Here is a 19,872-nt window from a genome sequence, read left to right as displayed (position 1 = left end):
CAAAGTGTTGACGGAGGGGATTAAAAAGCTGTAGGTATCGAACCTACGGCTTTTATTATATTATAATACTTTTGATAAGAACTCAACCAATCTTTGGTCTTTTGGATGATTGAAGATGTCGTCAGGTGTGCCTTGTTCAAGGATTTTGCCCTCGTCCATAAAGATGACTCTTGTGGCAACTTCTTTTGCAAAGCCCATTTCGTGGGTTACGATAACCATTGTCATGCCCTTGTTTGCAAGCTCTTTCATAACTTGCAAAACCTCGCCAACCATTTCAGGGTCGAGCGCCGAGGTCGGCTCATCAAAAAGCATAACTTCAGGTTCCATACAAAGTGCTCTTACAATTGCAACTCTCTGCTTTTGACCGCCCGAAAGCTGGCTCGGATATGCGTCTGCTCTGTCACGAAGTCCGACTGCGTCAAGGAGTTCAAGTGCTTTTGCCTCGGCGTCTGCCTGTGATTTTTTGAGCAATTTCATCGGCGCAATGGTCAAATTGCGGAGGATTGTCATATTTGGGAAAAGGTTGAAGTGCTGGAACACCATACCCATTTTTTGTCTGTGCTTGTTGATGTTGAGCTTTGGATTTGTCAAATCCTCACCGTCAAAAACGATGTGTCCGTCTGTCGGAACTTCAAGAAGATTGAGCGAACGGAGCATTGTTGATTTACCCGAACCTGACGGACCGATAATAACAACAACTTCGCCTTTGTTGATTTCGAGGTTAACTCCGTCAAGAGCCTTAACCTCTCCGCCGAGATAGTATTTTTTTACATTGTTTACGGCAATAAGTGCTTTATCGTTCATTCTTACGGAGCCTCCTTTCAAGCATTCCTGCAAGTTTTGTGAGAAGCATAACGATTACAAGGTAAACGAGTGCAACCGACAAAAGCGGCATATAATATGAATATGTTGCTGCCGAAATACTTGAACCTGCCTTTGTGAGGTCGGTTACGGCAACATAACCTGCAACAGATGTTTCCTTGAGGAGTGCAATGAATTCGTTGAGGAGGGTAGGCAAAACAGCCTTGAACATCTGTGGCAAAATGATGTATCTCATAGTTTGGAAGTAGTTGAAACCGATTGAACGGCCTGCTTCGAATTGACCTTCATCAATCGACATAATACCGCCACGGAAGATTTCCGCAACATACGCACCGGAGTTGATGCCAAATGCAAATATGGCAACGCCGACGCCGTTTGATGATGATGCAAATATAATGAAATATGTTATAAGGAGCTGAACTACAACAGGTGTACCTCTGATGACGGTGAGGTAAATTTTGCAGATGAAATTGAGAAATCTCATAATATACCAAGTGAATCCGCCACGAATTTTGAGGGATTCCTCGTTTTTGTCGTATGAGGTACGAACTGCGGCGATAAGCACACCGATTACAATGCCGATGATTGCGGCAACAGCTGTAATTTTAAGTGTGTTTCCAAGACCTGTAACCATATACTTCCATCGGTCTTTTTGTATAAAGTTGAGGTCAAACTGTTCTTTGAAGTTTTCCACAAAAGCGGGAGCCTTCATTAAAATAATATCTAACATTTTGTATCTCCGTAAATAAAGGCGAACGGTAGGTTCGCCTTTATATTGTGTTTATGATGCCGAATTATTCTTATTCAGCTTTGATGTACTTGTTAACGATTTTTTGAAGTGTGCCGTCTGCAATGAGTTCCTTGAGAGCACCGTTAACCTTTGTTTGAAGCTCTGTGTTGTCTTTCTTGAAGCAGATTGCATATTCTTCTTCAGCATATGATGTGCTGAGGATTTCCAATCCATCGTTTGCTGCAACAAATGATTTTGCCGGCTCGTTGTCGATGATTACACAATCAATCTTGCCTGCAATAAGAGCCTGAACAGCGTCTGCACCCTTGTCGAATTCCTGAACTGCCTCGTCACCGAAGTCTTCCTTTGCATAGATGTCGCCTGTTGTGCCAAGCTGAACACCAATCTTTGTCTTTTCGCTGAGGTCGTCAACTGACTTGATGTCGCTGCCCTGCTTAACAATGATTGACTGAATGCCTGTTGCATAAGAATCAGAGAAAGCAACGCTCTGCTCACGCTCAGGAGTAACAGTCATGCCTGCCATACCCATATCGTACTTACCGCTTTGTACACCGGGGATGATAGCGTCAAACTTTGTGTCAACGATTTCAAGCTTCATGCCGAGCTTGTCAGCAATAGCCTGTGCAACATCTGCATCGATACCAACAACATTGTCGCCCTCTTTGTATTCGTATGGAGGGAACTCTGCGTTTGTTACCATTGTCAATGTTTCTTGTTTGTCTGCGTCTGTGTTTGTGTCATCTGATTTTTTCTCACTTGAGCATGCAACGAAGCTTACGCAAATCATCAATGCTGCAAGAAGAACCGCTAAAAACTTTTTCATAATCTTTGTCTCCTTTGTTGTTATCGTTTTCAGTGATTACACAATAACACACAATGTATTTTTTTGCAATAGTTATGCTAAAAATGAATATTTATTCACTTTTTATACATTCCGCTGTATATTATTTACATTATAATGTGGGGACTCTTTATGCAACTTGCACAAAAATGAAAATTTCTCAAGATTTTATCGTATTACCACTTTACAACGCTAAAGAAATAAAGTATAATGAACCCATCAAATAAATTGAACGAGGTAGATATTATGAAAACTATTAAAAAGGTTCTTGCGGTTGTTTTGGCAGTGCTCACAGTATGCTTTGCTTTCACAGCGTGTTCGGGCAACAAATCAAACGATTCAAGCAAAACAGATTCGGAAAAGATTGTTGAATCAGGCAAACTCGTTGTAGGTATTACAGAATTTGCGCCTATGGATTATAAGGACGAAAACGGCAATTGGATTGGCTTTGATGCAGATTTTGCAAATATGGTTGCAGAAAAGCTCGGCGTAAAAGCTGAATTTCAGATTATTGATTGGGACAACAAGTTTCTTGAACTCCAGACAGGCTCAATCGACTGCATTTGGAACGGTATGACAATCACAGATGAAGTTAAGAACAACTCATCGGTTACAGACGCATATGCAATGAATCAGCAGGTTGTTGTTGCAAAATCGGAACTTGCAGGCAAGATTAAATCTGTTGACGACCTCAAAAATCTTTCTTTCGCAGCAGAGAACGGTTCGGCAGGTGCATCGGCAGCAGAGGACAACGGTCTTAATGTAACAGTTGTTGCAACACAGGCAGACGCTCTTTTGGAAGTTGCTTCAGGTTCATCGGACGCTTGCATCATCGACTCAACAATGGCAAAGGCTATGACAGGCGAGGGCACAGACTATTCAGACCTCAAGGTTGCACTTGTTCTTCTTGACGAGCAATATGGTATCAGCTTCCGCAAGGATAGTGATATGACAGAAAAGGTTAACAAGATTATTGCAGAATTCAAGGCAGACGGCACATTGCAAAAGCTTTCTGAAAAGTACGGTATTCAGCTTGCAGAATAATTACACAAATTAATCACTTTAGGGGCAGTTGCTTAGTTTTAGGCGGCTGCCTTTTGGTGGGTAATAGGCATAATATCTATTAAGACCGCCCTTGCTATAAGGACGGCAATATAATATATATAATATTAGGAGATTAATTTTATTATGTTTTGGACAGTAACACTTGAATTGCTCAAGGGCTTTGCGGAAACACTCAAGATTTTCGCACTCACCCTTGTATTTTCACTTCCGTTGGGACTTGTGCTCAGCTTTTTCTCAATGTCAAAGTTCAAGCCACTCAAGTATTTGACAAAAATTATTATTTGGATTATTCGTGGCACACCGCTTATGCTTCAACTCCTTATTGTTTATTTCGGTCCGGGCTTGATTTTCGGCTGGGATCTTATGGAGCGTTTCAATGCGGTTATCGTTGCGTTTGTTATCAACTATTCTTGCTATTTCAGCGAGATTTATCGTGGCGGTATCGAATCTATCCCAAAGGGACAAACCGAGGCGGGCTTGGTGCTCGGTATGAGCAAAAGCCAAATCTTTTTTAGAGTAACACTTTTGCAGGTGGTCAAGAGAATTGTTCCGCCGATGAGCAATGAAATCATCACTCTTGTAAAAGATACTTCTCTTGCCCGTATCATTGCGGTTTACGAAATCATTTTTATGGGACAGAACTTTATCAAAACGGGTCTTATTTGGCCTCTGTTCTACACAGCCGCTTTCTATCTTGTTTTCTGTGGAATTCTTACCGTTATTTTCCACTGGGCAGAAAAGAAAATGAGCTATTTTGAAGCGTAAGGAGGGAACATTATGGCTTTGTTGGAAGTAAAAGGAATTAAGAAAAACTTTGGAAAAACAAAGGTGCTTAAGGGCATTGATTTTGAACTTCAAAAGGGCGAGGTTCTCTCGATTATCGGTTCTTCGGGTTCGGGAAAAACAACACTTTTGCGTTGCGTAAACTTTTTGGAATTTGCAGATGAAGGCACAATTTCGATTGACGGAAATGTGATTTATGACGGTGTAAAAAATAAAAAAATCAAGGACAAGGAACTCAAGGCAAAGCGTAGGCATTTTGGTCTTGTCTTTCAGGATTTCAATCTTTTTCCGCAGTACAGCGTGCTTAAAAATCTGACTCTTGCACCGTCACTTTTGGGACTCGGCACAAAGGACGAACTTGAACAGCAAGCAAGGGAAATTATTGCAAGAGTAGGTCTTTCCGAAAAAATTGATTTTTATCCGTGTCAGCTTTCCGGAGGTCAAAAGCAGAGAGTTGCCATTGCAAGAGCACTTATGCTTAATCCAGATATTTTGTGCTTTGACGAACCGACTTCGGCGCTTGACCCCGAGCTTACGGGCGAAGTGCTTAATGTAATCAAAAACTTAAAGGACGAGGGCAGCACCATGATTGTTGTTACTCACGAGATGGAATTTGCCAAAAATGTTTCTGACAAGATTATGTTTATGGCAGACGGTGTTGTTGAGGAAATCGGCACTCCGGAACAAATTTATGAAAATCCGCAGAGCGAAAAGACAAAAGCATTCCTTGCAAATTCGCTTGAAAAGTTTTGATGAGGCAAAGTTATGAATTATAAATTAAAATTCACCTATAAAACAGGCAAAGAACTAAAGACTACCGAAATTTCAAACGATGATGTTTCGTTTGATTTGCATCAGGCAGAAAACGGATTGACCTTAACCGTTATCCCTAAAAAAGAAATCAGCGACATCTCTTTTTATCTTGAAAGGGAATACGAATATCCGCAGGACAGCAGGTTCTTTGCAAACGGTTTTCAGTCGTGGACGGATACAAAGGAATTTGCAAAAAATGAAATGATGGCAGACGAGGGAGTTGTCGGCAAAGGTCTGTTCGGCAAAAGTCCGTTTGGTATGAATTTGGTCGGAGATTACACCTTTGTTCAGCAGTCAAAAGAATGCGGTGTTTTCCATTCAATCTCATTCGCATATGTCAGAAATGAGAAAAACATTGATTTCTTCGGTTCTCTCAACGACCGCACGGGATATACAATTATCTATGCGGATATGAACAAAAACACTCTCCGCTTTTCAAAAGATGTTGAGGGTATCACGATAAGTGAGCCGTATGAACTTCTTGATTTGTATTTTGACAACGGTGGATATGACGAGGTTTTCGACAGATATTTTGCAAAGATGAATGTCAAGCCTTTGACCGATAAAAAGATAAAAGGCTACACTTCGTGGTATAATTATTATCAAAACATCAACGAAAAAATTATCCTTCGTGACCTTGATGCAATCTCCGGAAAAACCGACAAGGTGAACACTTTTCAGATTGATGACGGCTATCAAACTTCGGTCGGTGATTGGCTTTCAATCAACAAAACCAAGTTCCCGAACGGTATGAAACCGATTGTTGAAAAAATCCACGCAAAAGGTTGGCAGGCAGGTTTGTGGCTTGCTCCGTTCGGTGCACAAAAAGGCTCAAAGTTGGCTTCTGAACATTCCGATTGGCTTGTAAAAGGCAAAAACGGCAAGCCGATTATGGTCGGCGCAAACTGGGGCGGATTTTATGCGATTGACATTGACAATGCCGATGCAAGGGCGTATATCAAAAATGTGTTTGACATCGTGCTCAATGATTGGGGATTTGACCTTGTAAAACTCGACTTTTTGTACGCAACCGCTGTTGTTCCGCTTCACAACAAAACAAGGGGACAGCTTGCTTATGAGAGCATTGATTTCCTCCGTGAATGTGTAGGCGACAAGCAGATTTTGGGTTGCGGAGTTCAGCAAATGCCGTGCTTCGGCAAGGTTGAATATATGCGAATCGGTGCGGATATGGCTCTCGGTTGGAAGCATAAATTTTTCCGCAATCTCACTCACAGGGAAGATGTTTCAACCCCGAATGCCATCCACAACAGCGTGTACAGAAGATGTCTGAACAACCGTGCGTTTCTCTGTGACCCTGATGTGTTCTTGCTTCGCAGAAGCAACATTCAGTTCACTTTTGAACAGCAAAAGGTGCTTGCAAAGTTCATCAAACTTTTCGGTTCTGTACTCTTTATGAGCGACAATGTTCAGGAATATGATGACGAGCAGATGGCTGTTTTCAACGATACATTGGCTGATGACGATATGCAGATAGTTGCTATAAACGAAACCAACAACAAGTTGTTTATAGATTATACTCAAAACGGCGAGCCGCACACACTCGGATTCTGCGTCACAGACGGCAGTATTTATTCGTATTGAACTTAATAAGTTATTGAAAAGTGTCGATTCGTTTCGGCACTTTTTTCTTGAATTATAGCGTATATAATGTTATAATATATCGACTATAAAAATGGAGCAGTATTACTTATGAACAATAAAGTTAAAATCTCACCGTCAATTTTGGCGAGCGATTATGCAAATCTTCAGTCAGAACTTGAAAGAATTTCCACTTCGGATATGATTCATGTTGATGTTATGGACGGTCATTTTGTGCCGAATATTTCAATCGGCGCACCTGTTACCGCTGCGTGCAAAAAGGTGTGTGATGTGCCGTTTGATGTGCATTTGATGATCAGCAATCCACTTGATTATGCAGAGGATTTTGCAAAGGCAGGTGCCGACATTATCTGCTTCCACTCCGAGTGCGACAGCGACACAGAGGAAACTATCGACAAGATTTTGTCACTCGGCAAAAAGGCAGGTTTGGCTATCAAACCGGCAACACCGATTGACGAGGTTGTAAAGTATCTTGACAAGCTTTCTATGGTGCTTGTTATGACAGTTGAGCCGGGCTTTGGCGGTCAAAGCTTTATGGAGTCAACAATGCCAAAGGTTGAGGCAATCCGCGAGATTAATCCGGATATTGATATTGAGGTTGACGGCGGAATCAATGCCGAAACCATCAAAATTGCCGCAAAGGCAGGCGCAAATGTTTTTGTTGCGGGTTCTGCTGTTTTCAAGAGTGAAAACCCGGCTGAAACTATTGCTCTTTTGAGGAAAAACGCACAAGACGCACAGTGATTTGCTATGAGTAAAAATCAGGAAAAAAGAAAATTTTATACTAACAAGCATCGCAATGAGCATTGGACGGAAGAGCCACAGGGCAGACCGATTGACTTTGCCGACAAATATACTGTTGACGGTGAAGCGGGTAATGTTTACAATGACAAACGCCGTGCCGCTCAGCACAAGGCTCAAAAAAGAAAAGAAAACAGACTTCGAGCAATTAAAGTTGTTGTGTCGTCATTGTTGGCGGTCGTCCTACTTTTCGGCGGTTACACCGTGATGGATGTGCATATGATTCGTCAGGCGGAGCCGGCTGAAAAATTGCTCAGTCAGGACAATGCCGACAGCAATGCTTTGTCGCAGTTGACCATCAATGTGGCGTCACTTATGACCGAATCCGTCAGCCTTGACAATTCGGCAATGCTCACTTCTGTTATCAACGAGGCGCAGAGCACTTCCGCAAACAGCATAACTTTTGATGCAAAGCGTGATGACGGCACAATCGGCTACCGTTCTTCGCTTGCAACTATTGACACTTACGGTGCAATGAGCAATGTCGGCAGCGACAGCGTCGGCTCAATCAAAAGACTTGTAGAAAATGATATTATGCCTGTGGCAAGAATTTGTTGCTACAAGGACAATGTTTTGCCGTTGCACAACAAAGATTTGGCTGTTAAAAAGGGCAAAAAGCTGTACACCGACAGTCAGGGCAATTATTATCTTGACCCGAACAACGAGCAGGTGTATAACTATATTCTCGACATTGTCAGGGAACTAAAGGGCTACGGCGTTCAGGTTTTCGTGCTGTATGGCTACAATCTCCCAAGTGATGTTTCAAACAAATATAATGACGGCTACAAAGCCTTGTCAAAGAAATTGAAAAAGGACCTCGGCGGTGATGTCAAATTGCTTAAAGAGGTTGAAGTGAAAATCACAGGCATGGATGCCGAAAGCGGAAATATAACAAATTCCGCAATAGACAAACAAATAAAAAGCTTTGATAAGTTAGGCAATAATCAAATTTATTATATTTCAACCGAGCTTGATACAACCCGTGTGTATGAGCATCTTGCATCGGCAGGTGTAGAACGCTTCATTCTTGCGGACTGATAAAGGAGAAAATATGAAAAAAACGATTAAAGCACTGCTGTGCGTGGTTATGATGCTTGCTGTTGTTATGCCGTTCACCGCTTTTGCAGGTGACAAGGCAGAGAGCAAAACGGTTAAAGCACCGACCTTGCAATCAATAGAATTCAACGATGCGGAAATTGAGGGCGAATTTTCACCGACACAGTTTTATTACAAACTGATTGTAAATTCCGACGGCGAAACACCGACTCTCAAAAAATACAAGGTCAGCAAAGGTTCGGAGATTTTTGTAACCTATAACCAAGAGGGTATGAACGGCATCAATGTTGAGGTCAAAAATGTTACTCTCTCGGCAAATTATTTCTTTGAGTACAAGTATAATGATGTCAGCGTAAAGCTCAATTCAAACGCAAATCTCAAGGAACTTGATTGTGAACTCGGCTGTGTTTATCCGGCACTCAATAACGAGGAAACTTCTTATCAGCTTTATATTCCAAAGGATATGACAGAGCTGAAATTGATAGCCGTGCCTGAGGATTTGGGCGCGTTTTGCAATGTTCCAAAGGAATTTAAGATGACGACCGAGCAAAACCCGATTATCGAAGCAAGTGTTGTTTCATCTGACGGAACGCTCAAATCGTATAAATTTGAAGTTAAGCGCCTCGGCTTGACATCAAAGGAACTTAAAAAAGAACTGAAAAACAATTCATATGAGGATATTATCAAAAACGAGGTGTTCCACAAATCACCTCAGTTCAAGGTGATGCTCCTTGGAATTTTCGGCGGAATTATCATTCTTGCAATAGCGGTTTTGATTCTTAAAAGAGTGGCTGTTAAAGCGCAGGACGATGACGAAACTGAATTTTTTGACTATTCGGACGAGCCTGAAAACGAGGACGGGGAATAGTCGCATATATCTATAACGAATAAAACAACAAAGGCGGTGACAGTAATGAAAGTGGATATTCAGGAAATGAACGAAAACGAAATCATCGAAGAAATCCAAACATTATGTGAAAAAAGAGAGTTTGCAAAACTTAAAAATCTACTGTCGGAAATGAACCCTGCCGATATAGCGAGCGTTCTTGATGAAGTGTCAGCCAATCAGCGACTGCTTATGTTCCGATTGCTTGCCAAAGAAGAAGCGGCGGAAACCTTTGTTGAACTTGACAGCGACAATCAGGAATCACTTATTCACGCATTTTCGGATAGCGAGCTTAAAGAAGTGCTTGATGAACTTTACCTTGATGATGCCGTTGATGTCATTGAGGAAATGCCTGCAACTGTTGTAAAGAGAATTCTCCGCAATGCCGACAGCAAGATGAGAGAATCAATTAACACTTTGCTTAAATATCCCGAGGATTCAGCCGGTTCTATTATGACACCGGAGTTTGTTGACCTCAAAAAAGATATGTCGGTTGAGGCGGCTTTCAAACGAATCAGACGAACAGGTATCGACAAGGAAACAATTTATACCTGCTATGTTTGCGACAGTTCGAGGAAGCTTATCGGTGTAACTACCGTCAAGGAACTTCTCCTCCACGATTACGATGATGTTATCAGCGATTTTATGGAAACAAACATTATTTCCCTAAACACGCTTGATGACCAGGAACTCGCAACTCAACTGTTTGATAAGTATAACTTCCTTGCACTTCCCGTTGTTGATATGGAGGGTCGTTTGGTTGGTATTATCACGGTCGACGACGCTATCGATGTCATCCAAGAGGAGAACACCGAGGATATTCAAAAGATGAATGCTATGCTCCCTACGGAGAAAACATATCTTAAAACCTCGGTTTTTGAAACATGGAAATCCCGCTTCCCGTGGCTGCTGCTTCTTATGATTTCGGCAACCTTTACAGGCTCAATTATTACAGGCTTTGAAGACAAGCTTGCAACTATGACTGTTCTTACGGCGTTTATCCCTATGCTTATGGACACCGGCGGTAACTCAGGCGGTCAGGCAAGTGTTACGGTTATTCGTGCCATGAGCCTCGGCGAAGTAACATTCAAGGATTTCTTCAAGGTTGTATGGAAAGAGATTCGTGTCGGCTTGGTTTGTGGCTTGAGCCTTGCGGCAGCTAATTTTATAAAGATTTGGCTTGTTGACCGTACGATTATGCACAACAGCGATATTACACTTATAGTTGACCTTGCAATTTGCCTCACCTTGGTTGTTGAAATTGTTTTTGCAAAATTCATCGGTTGCACACTTCCTATGATTGCAAAAAAAGTCGGCTTTGACCCTGCTGTTATGTCGTCACCGTTCATCACAACCGTTGTTGACGCCGTTTCACTTCTCGTATATTTCGGCATCGCAACCGCATTAATTCCACAATTACATTAATAATACAATTAAAGAATAAAGGAGTCTGCCTCACAGAAAATGAGGTAGACTCCTTTATTTATCATCACTTTCAAAAAGTTTAATAAGTTGTTCTATTACCGTAAGTTGCTCAGAAGAAAGATTTGAAATATCTATCGTGTGTGTATGTTCAATACCAAGTAGATAATCTTTTGTCACATGAAATATTCTTGACAGCTTAATAAGAATTTCAGGCGATGGTGAACGCTCTTGCAATTCATAATACGAAACAACAGATTTTGTAACGCCGATTTTATCTGCAAGTTCTTTTTGTGTCATTTTATGCTTAAGTCGTAATTCTTTTAAATTGCTACCAAAATCAACCATATTTATTTATAGTAAAAGTGCAATTCGGTTTATAGCCCCAGATTGACGTTGTTGAACCGCTGTATTGAGCATAATATTCTTTTGAATCTGCCATGATTATTTTTGGTGTTCCAAAAAGAGCAATATTTATCGCTAATAATATTGAAATATATTTTTTATATATTTTTATTCATCCTATTGCACTGCCCCCTTTCAATAAGTTCCGTTTTTATAGTTTTTGCATCATAATAATAACTTGAAAAGTTGCTTTTTCATTATCATTTTCCTTTTATATTATAGTCTGGTTCTGCATAGCTTCCCCATTGAATAAATTCAAAGCATGCAAAATGTTTTTTAGGTGTGTTGGTTACATAATAAAAGCTAGGAATATAATCGGCTTTTAATGTGCTGTTGAATTTCATGCTTAGTTTATCTATATGCATATCGTCATATGTATATTCTTTATCATAAAAATAAAAACGTGCAACATCGTTTTCAAAGCATTTTAAAAATTGCTTTGAATCATCTTTTGAAATTATATATTTGTAATCAAGATTATTCTTATCGTAGTAGTTTATTATATTCTCCGTGTCAAGGTACATTCCGATAATTCTTTGGTCAACATTTTTTTGCAACCATTCTGTGCACCAATTTTGTATATCGTCAAATTGATAATCGTCATAATAACCTTTTTTATTTTTGCTCACAATAAAATGTCTGTTGTTATATTCATATTCAAACGAAAAATCAATCCAAACCGTTTTTGTTAAAAAGATTTCATATTCTTCCTGTACAGAATGGGCTTGGTTGTATTTAATTAATTTAAACTCTTGCGGATTTGCGTTGTATTTCTCGCAAAGATATTCCAAGGATTGTTCTTTTGCATAATCAACATCAGTTTTGCGCATGTGTTGTTCAATCAAAAAAATCCCTAATATCAACATTACAACGGCAAACAAAACAGCAAAGATAATTATTATTTTATTCTTTTTAGTCATATAATCACTCCTTTTTGATGTAATTTGTCATTTGCAGTTTTTGTATCATAATAATAATTTGCAAAATTGTCCCAACGGTTCCTTGAAAACTTTAAATTAGATGTCGTTAAAAAAGTGCCTTTATTTTCAATATCTTTATTAATGAACTCAAACTCTTTCAAAACTTGATAATTGATTTTATCATAATTATCATTAGTATATTTGAAGCCGCTTTTAGAATAAGTATAATATTGTTCAAGACTGTCAACTTTATAATAAATAACAAAAGAATCATTATCATTTATTAAAAAATCTTTTATGGTATCTTCGGTTACAATGTTATGCAATTTTCCACAATTAATTTTGATACCGACAACATTAGGGTCGACTGCTTTTAAATAGTCGACTGACCACTCAAAAATATCTTCTAATTGATAATCATCACTAAATCCATATTTTGTTTTTGTAACGCCAAAAGTTCTTTTATTGCATCTGATTTTCCAAGTCGGAGATGTAGTGTACCAATCAAAAAGAATACCCAAATCGCTATCATCGTGAAATCTTTCACCCTCATAATCTAGGAGAATTATGTCTTTTTTGTCAAAATCATATTTATCAACCAAATATTCAACAACTTCCGTCTTGTGGCATTGAACATAAACGGTATGAATAACAAAGCCGAGTAATAACGCAGAAATTATTATTATAAATAAGTATTTAACTATTTTCTTTGCTTCTTTCATATTATATCCCCCTATAATACTACTATATCATAAAATAAATTAACATAAAAGTAGAAAATTAATATTAAAAAGGGGGGTGAATCCTATAAGTAGCTATTTCATTATTTAAATTGCCTAAAAGCAAATGAATTTCAAGCAATGGGCATAATTGATATTATTGATCAAATATTATGATTTAAATGCGATTTTCATATTTGTTTCGCTTAATCTATTTGACATAATGTGAAAAAAGTGGTAAAATATCGTTAACTTAATAAGTCAGGGGTGCTGATTGTTTTTCAATCTTGGCTGAGATTATACCCTTCTAACCTGTTCGGTAATGCGAGCGTAGGAAGACGATATAAATTTAGGATTTCAGCACCGATTTTTTCGGTGCTTTTTTCTTGACTTATCAAGAATATTATGAAAGGAAGTATTTTATTATGAAAGCAAGTGTTGCTATTCAGGTTTTGCCAAGCGTAAAGGATGAGGACGAACTTATCCGCATTGTTGACGAGGTTATTGCATACATCAAGTCAACAGGACTCAATTATTATGTAGGTCCGTTCGAAACTACCATTGAGGGCGAAAGCTATGATGAGCTTATGGAAATTGCTGCAAACTGCCAAAAGGTTGCAATCAAGGCAGGTTGCCCAAGCGTGAGCGCATATGTCAAGGTGGTTTACAATCCTGAGGGCGAGGTATTGACCATTGACAAAAAAGTTACAAAACATCACCAATAAACTTGCACCGCTCGGTGCGATAATTGTCATATTGCTGTTGTGGTTTTTGGCTTGTGATATGGAACTTGTGCCTGCGTATATGTTGCCGTCACCGATTGATGTTGTCAAAGCGTTTGTCGACAATTTTTCAATTATGATGAAACAGGCGGCTGTCACTTTGCAGGAAACTTTTTATGGCTTGCTCATCGGCATTGCAATAGCCTTTGTCATTGCAAGCCTTATGGACAGATTTACCATAATCAACAAGGCTCTTTATCCTGTTTTGGTTGTTACTCAAACAATTCCGACCATTGCGATTGCACCTCTTTTGGTGCTCTGGATGGGCTTTGGTATGGCTCCGAAAATCACACTTGTTGTTCTCACAACATTTTTCCCTATCGCAATCGGACTTCTCAACGGATTTGAAAGCGTGGATGCCGATGCGATAAACCTTATGCGTTCTATGGGAGCAACAAGACTTCAAATCTTTAGGATAGTCAAATTGCCGAATGCTACCGCTTCGTTCTTTTCGGGGCTTCGCATTTCTGCCGCCTATGCGGTTGTCGGCGCCGTTGTTTCGGAATGGCTCGGCGGATTTGAGGGACTCGGCGTTTATATGACAAGAGTAAAAAAGGCTTATGCCTTTGACAAAATGTTTGCCGTTATCGTGTTTATTTCGGCAATCAGTTTGGTGCTTATGGGCATTGTTATTTTGCTTGAAAAAATTTCTATGCCGTGGGTACATAAAACAGAAAATTTGGGAGACAAAAAATGAAAAAGTTTAAGAAAATAATCGCATTGTTGCTTGCACTTTCTCTTGTTTGTGCATTTGCAGCTTGCTCAAAGACAAATTCGGATGATGCGTCAGACGACACGACAAAAGAATTAAAGGATGTTACACTCTGCCTTGATTGGACACCTAACACAAACCACACAGGTTTTTATGTTGCTTTGAAAAACGGCTACTACAAAGACGCAGGTCTTAATGTATCAATCGTTCAGCCGCCTGAGAACGGTGCAACAGAGGCTTGTTCGGCAGGTCAGGCACAGTTTGCTATTGACGCACAGGACACAATCGCTTCTGCTTTCACATCTGCAACTCCAATGCAGGTTACAGCCGTAGCTGCACTTATTCAGCACAACACTTCTTGCGTTATGTCTAAAAAGGGTGCAGGCATCGAAAGTCCAAAGGGTCTTGAAGGCAAGACATACCTCACTTGGGATTCACCTATTGAGCTTGCAATGTTGGAAAATGTTGTTAAGGCAGACGGCGGTGATTGGAGCAAGGTTAAGAGAATTCCAAACACAGTAACAGACGAAGCACAGGATGTAAAGCAAAATCCGGATCACGCAATTTGGGTGTTTGACGGATGGGGCGGAATAAACGCTCAGGTAAACAATGTGGAAGTTGACAAGTTCTTTTTTAAGGATTTGAATCCTACATTTGATTATTACACTCCTATTCTTATTGCAAACAACGACCTTATCAAAAACGACCCTGAAACAGTTAAGGCATTCCTTTCCGCAACCAAAAAGGGATATGAATATGCTATCGAAAATCCTGACGAAGCAGCTCAAATCCTTATTGACGGTGACGACACAGGCTCACTCAAGGGTAGTGAAGAACTTGTAAAGGCAAGTCAAAAGTATATGGCAGACCAGTATATTGCAGACGCTCCGAAGTGGGGTTATATCGACCCTGCAAGATGGAACGCATTTTATAACTGGCTCGGCGAAGAGAAGATTGTAGAAGAAAAAATCCCTGAAAACACAGGTTTCACAAACGATTATTTGGCATAATTTATGGAAATTTTAAAAGCTGAAAATATTTATAAAAGCTTCGGCGATAATAAGGTCTTAAAAGGTGCTTCGCTTACACTCAACAAGGGCGAGATTGTCAGCCTTTTGGGTGTCAGCGGCGGCGGAAAAACAACGCTGTTTAATGTCCTGTCGGGTATTCATATGCCCGACAGCGGCAAGGTTTGGTTGAACGGCGAGGATATTACGGGCAAACCCGGCAATGTCAGTTATATGCTCCAAAAAGACTTGCTTTTGCCTTACAGAAAGGTGATAGACAATGTTTCGCTTCCTCTTGTTATCAAGGGTGTGAGCAAAAAGGACGCAAGAGCACAGGCAGAACCTTATTTCAAAACCTTTGGTCTTGAGGGCACGCAGTACCGGTATCCGTCACAACTTTCGGGCGGTATGCGTCAGAGGGCGGCTTTGCTCCGCACATATTTGTCATCGCACGGTGTTGCACTTCTTGACGAGCCGTTCAGTGCGCTTGACACGATAACAAAATCCGTTATCCACAAGTGGTATCTTGATGTTATGCAGAACATTGATTTGTCCACCGTGTTCATAACTCACGACATTGACGAGGCTATTTTGCTGTCGGACAGAATTTATATTCTTGCCGACGGTGTGTGCGCAAACGAAATTAAAATTGACGCACCAAAGCCGCGAACAACCGAGTTCAATCTAACGGATGAGTTTTTGAATTACAAAAGGCAGATTGTTGAAATATTACATTTATTGTAATCTGCACAAAAATCGACCTTAAATTTCTACACACACTTTATAAATTAACTATTTACTTTTATATTTAATAGTATTAAAATTAAAAAAGAGGGCAAGGAAGTCTTTTCGATTATTCGGGGGTTTCTTGTGCTCTTTTTTATTGAAATTTATTTGGGGGAATTTTTATGAAAAATTTAGGTTACTATAACGGTAAATATGATGAAATCGAGAATATGCAAATTCCGATGCTCGACAGAGTTTGTTGGTTTGGTGACGGTGTTTATGACGCTACTTATGCTCATAACCATGTTGTTTTTGATATGGACGCCCATCTCACAAGATTTTACAATTCTGCAAAGCTCCTCGGTATGAACATTCCGATTGAGCGTGACGAACTCGACAAGCTTCTGAGAGAACTTGTATTAAAGGTTGATGACGGTGATCAGTTCGTTTATATGCAGGTTACAAGAGGCAACGGACTCAGAGGTCATATTTATCCTGAAGATATGCAGGGTAATTTGTGGATTACTCTCACCCCGGCTCATGTTGCAGATACATACAAGCCTATTGATGTTATCACCTATGAGGATAAGAGATTTTATTATTGCAACTGCAAAACTTTGAACCTTATTCCGTCTTGTCTTGCGGCAACAGCGGCAGACAGAGCAGGTTGTCAAGAGGCTATCTTCCACAGAGGAGATTTGGTAACAGAGTGTGCACACTCAAATGTTTCTATTTTTAAGGACGGCAAGGTTATCACTCATCAGCTTGATGACAAAGTGCTTCCGGGTACTGCAAGAATTCGTCTTCTTGCTTTTGCAAAAAAACTCGGCTATGGCGTTGAAGAAAGAGATTACACCCTTGACGAACTTATGAATGCCGATGAAATTATTGTTCATTCAACAGGTTCATTCTGTATTCCTGTAAAGACAGTTGACGGCAAGCCGGTAGGCGGTAAAGCTCCTGAAATGCTCAAGACAATTCAGGACGCTTTGGTTAAGGATTTTGAGGAGCAGTGCAAAGCATAATGAACAGAACAGAACTTACAAAACTTAATGTCGGCTACAATCTTGACTGGCTGATGAATCTTGACCCGAGAGGATACGGTGTGTGCCGTATTCTTTATGACGGTGCAATCAAATATACAGGCAAGCCTCTTTCACTCAACGGTGCAGAGGGACTTGTGCAGAACATCAAAAAGGGCGAAAAGGTGTTTATCCTCACAGGCTTTGTCCTTCTTCCGTGGAACGAGGCTGAAACAGACGGCATTATTTCTTCAACCGTTTTTGCTCGATTTGTTATGCGTGCCTTTGGCGCAAAGCCGGTTATGATTGTTCCCGATCAATGCGAAAAATCAATCAAGGCTATGAGCGAAGTTCTCGGCGTTGATGTTACCTATGATATAGACAATATTCCCGATAATACAATTTGCATTGTCACCTTTACAAAGGACAAGGCAAAAGAGGCTGAACAAACAGCAGAAATTCTTTCTCACGGGCTTCCTTGTGCTATTATTTCAAATGAAGCACCGGGCAGAAACAAAAACGGCTATTATCACAACGCAGTCGGAGTAAACACAACTGATGTTGAGGCTAAATATGATGTTCTTTTCAGAGAATGTCAAAATAGAGGAGTGTATAATCTCTCTATCGGTGACCTTGGCAACGAACTTGGTATGGGCACAATTGAGGAACACATCAGAAAATATATTCCGTATGCCGAGGAGGGTGGTTGCAAGGCAGGCACAGGCTTTGGCATTTTGGCAGACACAGCTGCTGATAACATCATCACGGCAACTGTCAGCGATTGGGGTATGAATGCTCTTATGGCTTGCACAGCTTTCCTTTTGGACGATGTTAGCCTTTTCCACACCGAGGAAGAGGAGTCGGCTGTTATGGATGCTGCCGCAAAGGCGGGTATGCTTGATATGTACGGCGAAGCAAGACCGTATATTGACGGTATCGGCAAAAACATTATTTTGCCAATGATTTCCTTGATGAGAGGACTTATCGAATATCCTCATACCGTTGAGGACAAAACAACCGCTTGGTTTGAAACTACACTTAAAAAAGGATTTTTCGGATGATATATTCATTTTTGCAAAACGGTGACAGTGCGGTTACCGTACAGTTTAAAAATGAAATAAGCAGAGAGGTCAATGCGTATGTGACCTCTCTTTGCGCCGAAATCGAGCAAGCAGGGATAAAGGGTGTTACCGAATATATCCCAACATTTTGTTCGGTGTCGGTGCTTTATGATTGTACCGAAATCAGCGCAAAAAAGCTGAAAAACACCCTTGCAAAGATACTGAAAAATATCAAGGTCGCTTCAAGCCGAAAAGCGAAACTTTTTGAAATTCCTGTGTGCTATGACGATTGCTTTGCTTTTGATATGGGCAATGTTTGCGAACATTCTCACCTCACAAGGCAGGAAGTTATTGAGCGACACAGCGGCAGAGATTATCTCATATATATGCTTGGCTTTTTGCCGGGTTTTGCTTATCTTGGCGGTATGGACGAAAGCCTTGCAACGCCTCGTCTTGATTCGCCGAGGTCGGAAATTTTTGAGGGTGCTGTCGGTATAGGCGGTGAACAAACAGGCATTTACCCCGTGGCTTCTCCGGGCGGATGGCAACTTATCGGCAAAACTCCTCTCAAGGTTTATGACAAGGAGAGAGAAAATCCGATTTTGTATTCCGCAGGTGATTACATCCGTTTTGTGCCGGTTGATTTGGACGAATTCAAGCGAATTGAACAGCAGGTAAAAAACGGCGAATATCAGGTTAAGGTTACGGAGGCTGAATTATGATAGAAATTATTACTCCGGGACTTTTGAGCACCGTGCAGGATTTCGGCAGGGTGGGGGTTATGAAAAACGGCTTCACCCAAAACGGAGCGATGGACAGATATTCTATGAGAGTTGCCAATCGATTGTGCGGCAACTGCGATTGTGCGCCTGTTCTTGAAATGACTGTGCTTGGCGTTACCGCAAAATTCACGCAGGATACCGTGATTTGCGTTTCGGGTGCGGATTTTGGCGCAAAAATAAATGACAAACCGATAAAAAGAAACAAGGCTTACAAGATAAATAACGGCGACATTCTTTCTATGGGTGCGGCAAAAAGCGGTATACGCGCTTATCTTGCCGTTGCAGGCGGAATAGTCGGCGAATATGTTTTTGGCAGCGCTTCAACAAACTTGAAGTTTGCTTTTGGCGGACATTTTGGCAAAAAGCTCCAAAGCGGAGATGTTCTTGCAATTGGAACTGGTGCGTTCCCGCTCGGTGATATTGATAAGTGGGAAATTCCCGAAACCGAATATAGCAACAATGCCGAACTTCGTGTTGTTTTAGGTCCGCAAAACGAGATGTTCACAGATGAGGATATAAGGCTTTTTTTGTCGCAGAAGTATGAGGTTACCGCTCAGTCGGACAGAATGGGAATAAGGCTGTCTGGCGAACCGCTCAAGTCGAAAAACGGAATGGATATTATATCCGACGGTATTGTTTTCGGTTCTGTTCAAGTGCCAAATTCGGGCGAGCCTATTATTCTTATGGCAGACCATCAAACAACGGGCGGTTATGCAAAAATTGCAACTGTAATCAGCGTTGACTTGCCTCGAGCTTCACAACTTTCGGCAGGGAATACCGTAAGATTTAAAAGCGTAACCGTTGAAGAAGCGGAACGAGAAGCAAAAAAGCAAAAACAATTTTTTGATAATTTATATATGTTTTGATTTTAGGAGT

General features: G+C 40.6%; 22 protein-coding genes and 1 riboswitch. Of the genes, 16 read left to right on the top strand and 6 right to left on the bottom strand.

Annotated elements, in window-relative coordinates:
- Positions 1-60: 60 nt before the first annotated feature.
- The 3 genes from Q0E03_RS07810 to Q0E03_RS07800 form a co-directional block, all read right to left on the bottom strand.
- Positions 61-804 carry an amino acid ABC transporter ATP-binding protein gene (locus Q0E03_RS07810; RefSeq protein ID WP_078767666.1) on the bottom strand — a complete coding sequence of 248 codons (744 nt, stop codon included), beginning with the start codon at positions 802-804 and terminating at the stop codon, positions 61-63.
- On the bottom strand, positions 794-1,534 hold the full coding sequence (locus tag Q0E03_RS07805) for an amino acid ABC transporter permease (RefSeq protein WP_367270254.1): 741 nt from the start codon (positions 1,532-1,534) through the stop codon (positions 794-796). Before Q0E03_RS07805 ends, Q0E03_RS07810 begins: the two co-directional genes overlap by 11 nt.
- 88 nt (positions 1,535-1,622) lie before the next feature.
- Positions 1,623-2,396 carry a transporter substrate-binding domain-containing protein gene (locus tag Q0E03_RS07800; protein ID WP_367270251.1) on the bottom strand — a complete coding sequence of 258 codons (774 nt, stop codon included), beginning with the start codon at positions 2,394-2,396 and terminating at the stop codon, positions 1,623-1,625.
- Between the two features lie 264 nt (positions 2,397-2,660).
- Between Q0E03_RS07800 and Q0E03_RS07795 the strand changes: the two genes are divergently transcribed.
- From Q0E03_RS07795 to mgtE, 8 genes are all read left to right on the top strand, one after another.
- Positions 2,661-3,458 carry a transporter substrate-binding domain-containing protein gene (locus Q0E03_RS07795; protein ID WP_297131293.1) on the top strand — a complete coding sequence of 266 codons (798 nt, stop codon included), beginning with the start codon at positions 2,661-2,663 and terminating at the stop codon, positions 3,456-3,458.
- 144 nt (positions 3,459-3,602) lie between these two features.
- Positions 3,603-4,244, top strand: coding sequence for an amino acid ABC transporter permease (locus Q0E03_RS07790; protein WP_297131291.1), 642 nt, complete (start codon positions 3,603-3,605; stop codon positions 4,242-4,244).
- Between the two features lie 12 nt (positions 4,245-4,256).
- Positions 4,257-5,015 (top strand): amino acid ABC transporter ATP-binding protein, encoded by a 759-nt coding sequence (locus Q0E03_RS07785; protein WP_297131289.1) that lies wholly within the window; start codon positions 4,257-4,259, stop codon positions 5,013-5,015.
- Positions 5,016-5,027: 12 nt separating this feature from the next.
- The gene (locus Q0E03_RS07780; RefSeq protein ID WP_297131287.1) at positions 5,028-6,677 is read left to right on the top strand and encodes a glycoside hydrolase family 36 protein; all 1,650 of its coding nucleotides are present in this window, start codon (positions 5,028-5,030) and stop codon (positions 6,675-6,677) included.
- 108 nt (positions 6,678-6,785) lie between these two features.
- Positions 6,786-7,439: a ribulose-phosphate 3-epimerase gene (rpe, locus tag Q0E03_RS07775; RefSeq protein ID WP_297131283.1), complete on the top strand. Its 654-nt coding sequence runs from the start codon at positions 6,786-6,788 to the stop codon at positions 7,437-7,439.
- Between the two features lie 6 nt (positions 7,440-7,445).
- Positions 7,446-8,534: a putative glycoside hydrolase gene (locus Q0E03_RS07770; protein WP_294836567.1), complete on the top strand. Its 1,089-nt coding sequence runs from the start codon at positions 7,446-7,448 to the stop codon at positions 8,532-8,534.
- Between the two features lie 13 nt (positions 8,535-8,547).
- On the top strand, positions 8,548-9,420 hold the full coding sequence (locus tag Q0E03_RS07765) for a hypothetical protein (RefSeq protein ID WP_297131280.1): 873 nt from the start codon (positions 8,548-8,550) through the stop codon (positions 9,418-9,420).
- Positions 9,421-9,486: 66 nt separating this feature from the next.
- Positions 9,487-10,863: a magnesium transporter gene (mgtE, locus tag Q0E03_RS07760; protein ID WP_367270253.1), complete on the top strand. Its 1,377-nt coding sequence runs from the start codon at positions 9,487-9,489 to the stop codon at positions 10,861-10,863.
- A gap of 54 nt (positions 10,864-10,917) precedes the next feature.
- On the opposite strand, the gene Q0E03_RS07755 is transcribed toward mgtE, so the two are convergent.
- The 3 genes from Q0E03_RS07755 to Q0E03_RS07745 form a co-directional block, all read right to left on the bottom strand.
- On the bottom strand, positions 10,918-11,208 hold the full coding sequence (locus Q0E03_RS07755) for a helix-turn-helix domain-containing protein (RefSeq protein ID WP_297131274.1): 291 nt from the start codon (positions 11,206-11,208) through the stop codon (positions 10,918-10,920).
- A gap of 257 nt (positions 11,209-11,465) precedes the next feature.
- Positions 11,466-12,185, bottom strand: a complete 720-nt coding sequence (locus Q0E03_RS07750; RefSeq protein ID WP_297131271.1) for a hypothetical protein — start codon at positions 12,183-12,185, stop codon at positions 11,466-11,468.
- Positions 12,182-12,907, bottom strand: a complete 726-nt coding sequence (locus tag Q0E03_RS07745) for a hypothetical protein (RefSeq protein ID WP_297131268.1) — start codon at positions 12,905-12,907, stop codon at positions 12,182-12,184. The genes Q0E03_RS07750 and Q0E03_RS07745 overlap by 4 nt, the downstream gene beginning before the upstream one ends.
- 250 nt (positions 12,908-13,157) lie before the next feature.
- Positions 13,158-13,258, top strand: a riboswitch (TPP riboswitch).
- A gap of 71 nt (positions 13,259-13,329) precedes the next feature.
- On the opposite strand from Q0E03_RS07745, the gene Q0E03_RS07740 reads away from it, so the two are divergent.
- The 8 genes from Q0E03_RS07740 (at position 13,330) to Q0E03_RS07705 (ending at position 19,862) form a co-directional block, all read left to right on the top strand.
- Positions 13,330-13,629, top strand: coding sequence for a thiamine-binding protein (locus Q0E03_RS07740; protein ID WP_297131265.1), 300 nt, complete (start codon positions 13,330-13,332; stop codon positions 13,627-13,629).
- Positions 13,598-14,383, top strand: coding sequence for an ABC transporter permease (locus tag Q0E03_RS07735; RefSeq protein ID WP_297131263.1), 786 nt, complete (start codon positions 13,598-13,600; stop codon positions 14,381-14,383). Before Q0E03_RS07740 ends, Q0E03_RS07735 begins: the two co-directional genes overlap by 32 nt.
- On the top strand, positions 14,380-15,408 hold the full coding sequence (locus Q0E03_RS07730) for an ABC transporter substrate-binding protein (protein WP_297131260.1): 1,029 nt from the start codon (positions 14,380-14,382) through the stop codon (positions 15,406-15,408). The genes Q0E03_RS07735 and Q0E03_RS07730 overlap by 4 nt, the downstream gene beginning before the upstream one ends.
- Before the next feature lie 3 nt (positions 15,409-15,411).
- Complete coding sequence (locus tag Q0E03_RS07725; RefSeq protein ID WP_297131257.1) at positions 15,412-16,149, top strand: ABC transporter ATP-binding protein; 738 nt, start codon at positions 15,412-15,414, stop codon at positions 16,147-16,149.
- Positions 16,150-16,313: 164 nt separating this feature from the next.
- Complete coding sequence (locus Q0E03_RS07720; RefSeq protein ID WP_273430726.1) at positions 16,314-17,156, top strand: aminotransferase class IV; 843 nt, start codon at positions 16,314-16,316, stop codon at positions 17,154-17,156.
- Positions 17,156-18,214: a DUF4392 domain-containing protein gene (locus Q0E03_RS07715; protein ID WP_297131254.1), complete on the top strand. Its 1,059-nt coding sequence runs from the start codon at positions 17,156-17,158 to the stop codon at positions 18,212-18,214. Before Q0E03_RS07720 ends, Q0E03_RS07715 begins: the two co-directional genes overlap by 1 nt.
- Positions 18,211-18,936 carry a 5-oxoprolinase subunit PxpB gene (gene pxpB / locus Q0E03_RS07710; RefSeq protein WP_297131251.1) on the top strand — a complete coding sequence of 242 codons (726 nt, stop codon included), beginning with the start codon at positions 18,211-18,213 and terminating at the stop codon, positions 18,934-18,936. Before Q0E03_RS07715 ends, pxpB begins: the two co-directional genes overlap by 4 nt.
- Entirely contained in the window at positions 18,933-19,862 is a 930-nt protein-coding gene (locus Q0E03_RS07705) for a biotin-dependent carboxyltransferase family protein (RefSeq protein WP_297131247.1), read from the top strand. The genes pxpB and Q0E03_RS07705 overlap by 4 nt, the downstream gene beginning before the upstream one ends.
- The last annotated feature ends 10 nt before the right edge of the window (positions 19,863-19,872 follow it).

The sequence above is a fragment of the uncultured Eubacterium sp. genome (assembly GCF_934525195.1).
Taxonomy (GTDB): domain Bacteria; phylum Bacillota; class Clostridia; order Oscillospirales; family Acutalibacteraceae; genus Eubacterium_R.
The sequence above is the reverse complement of the archived record's forward strand: the minus strand, read 5'-3'. Positions and strand labels throughout refer to the sequence as shown.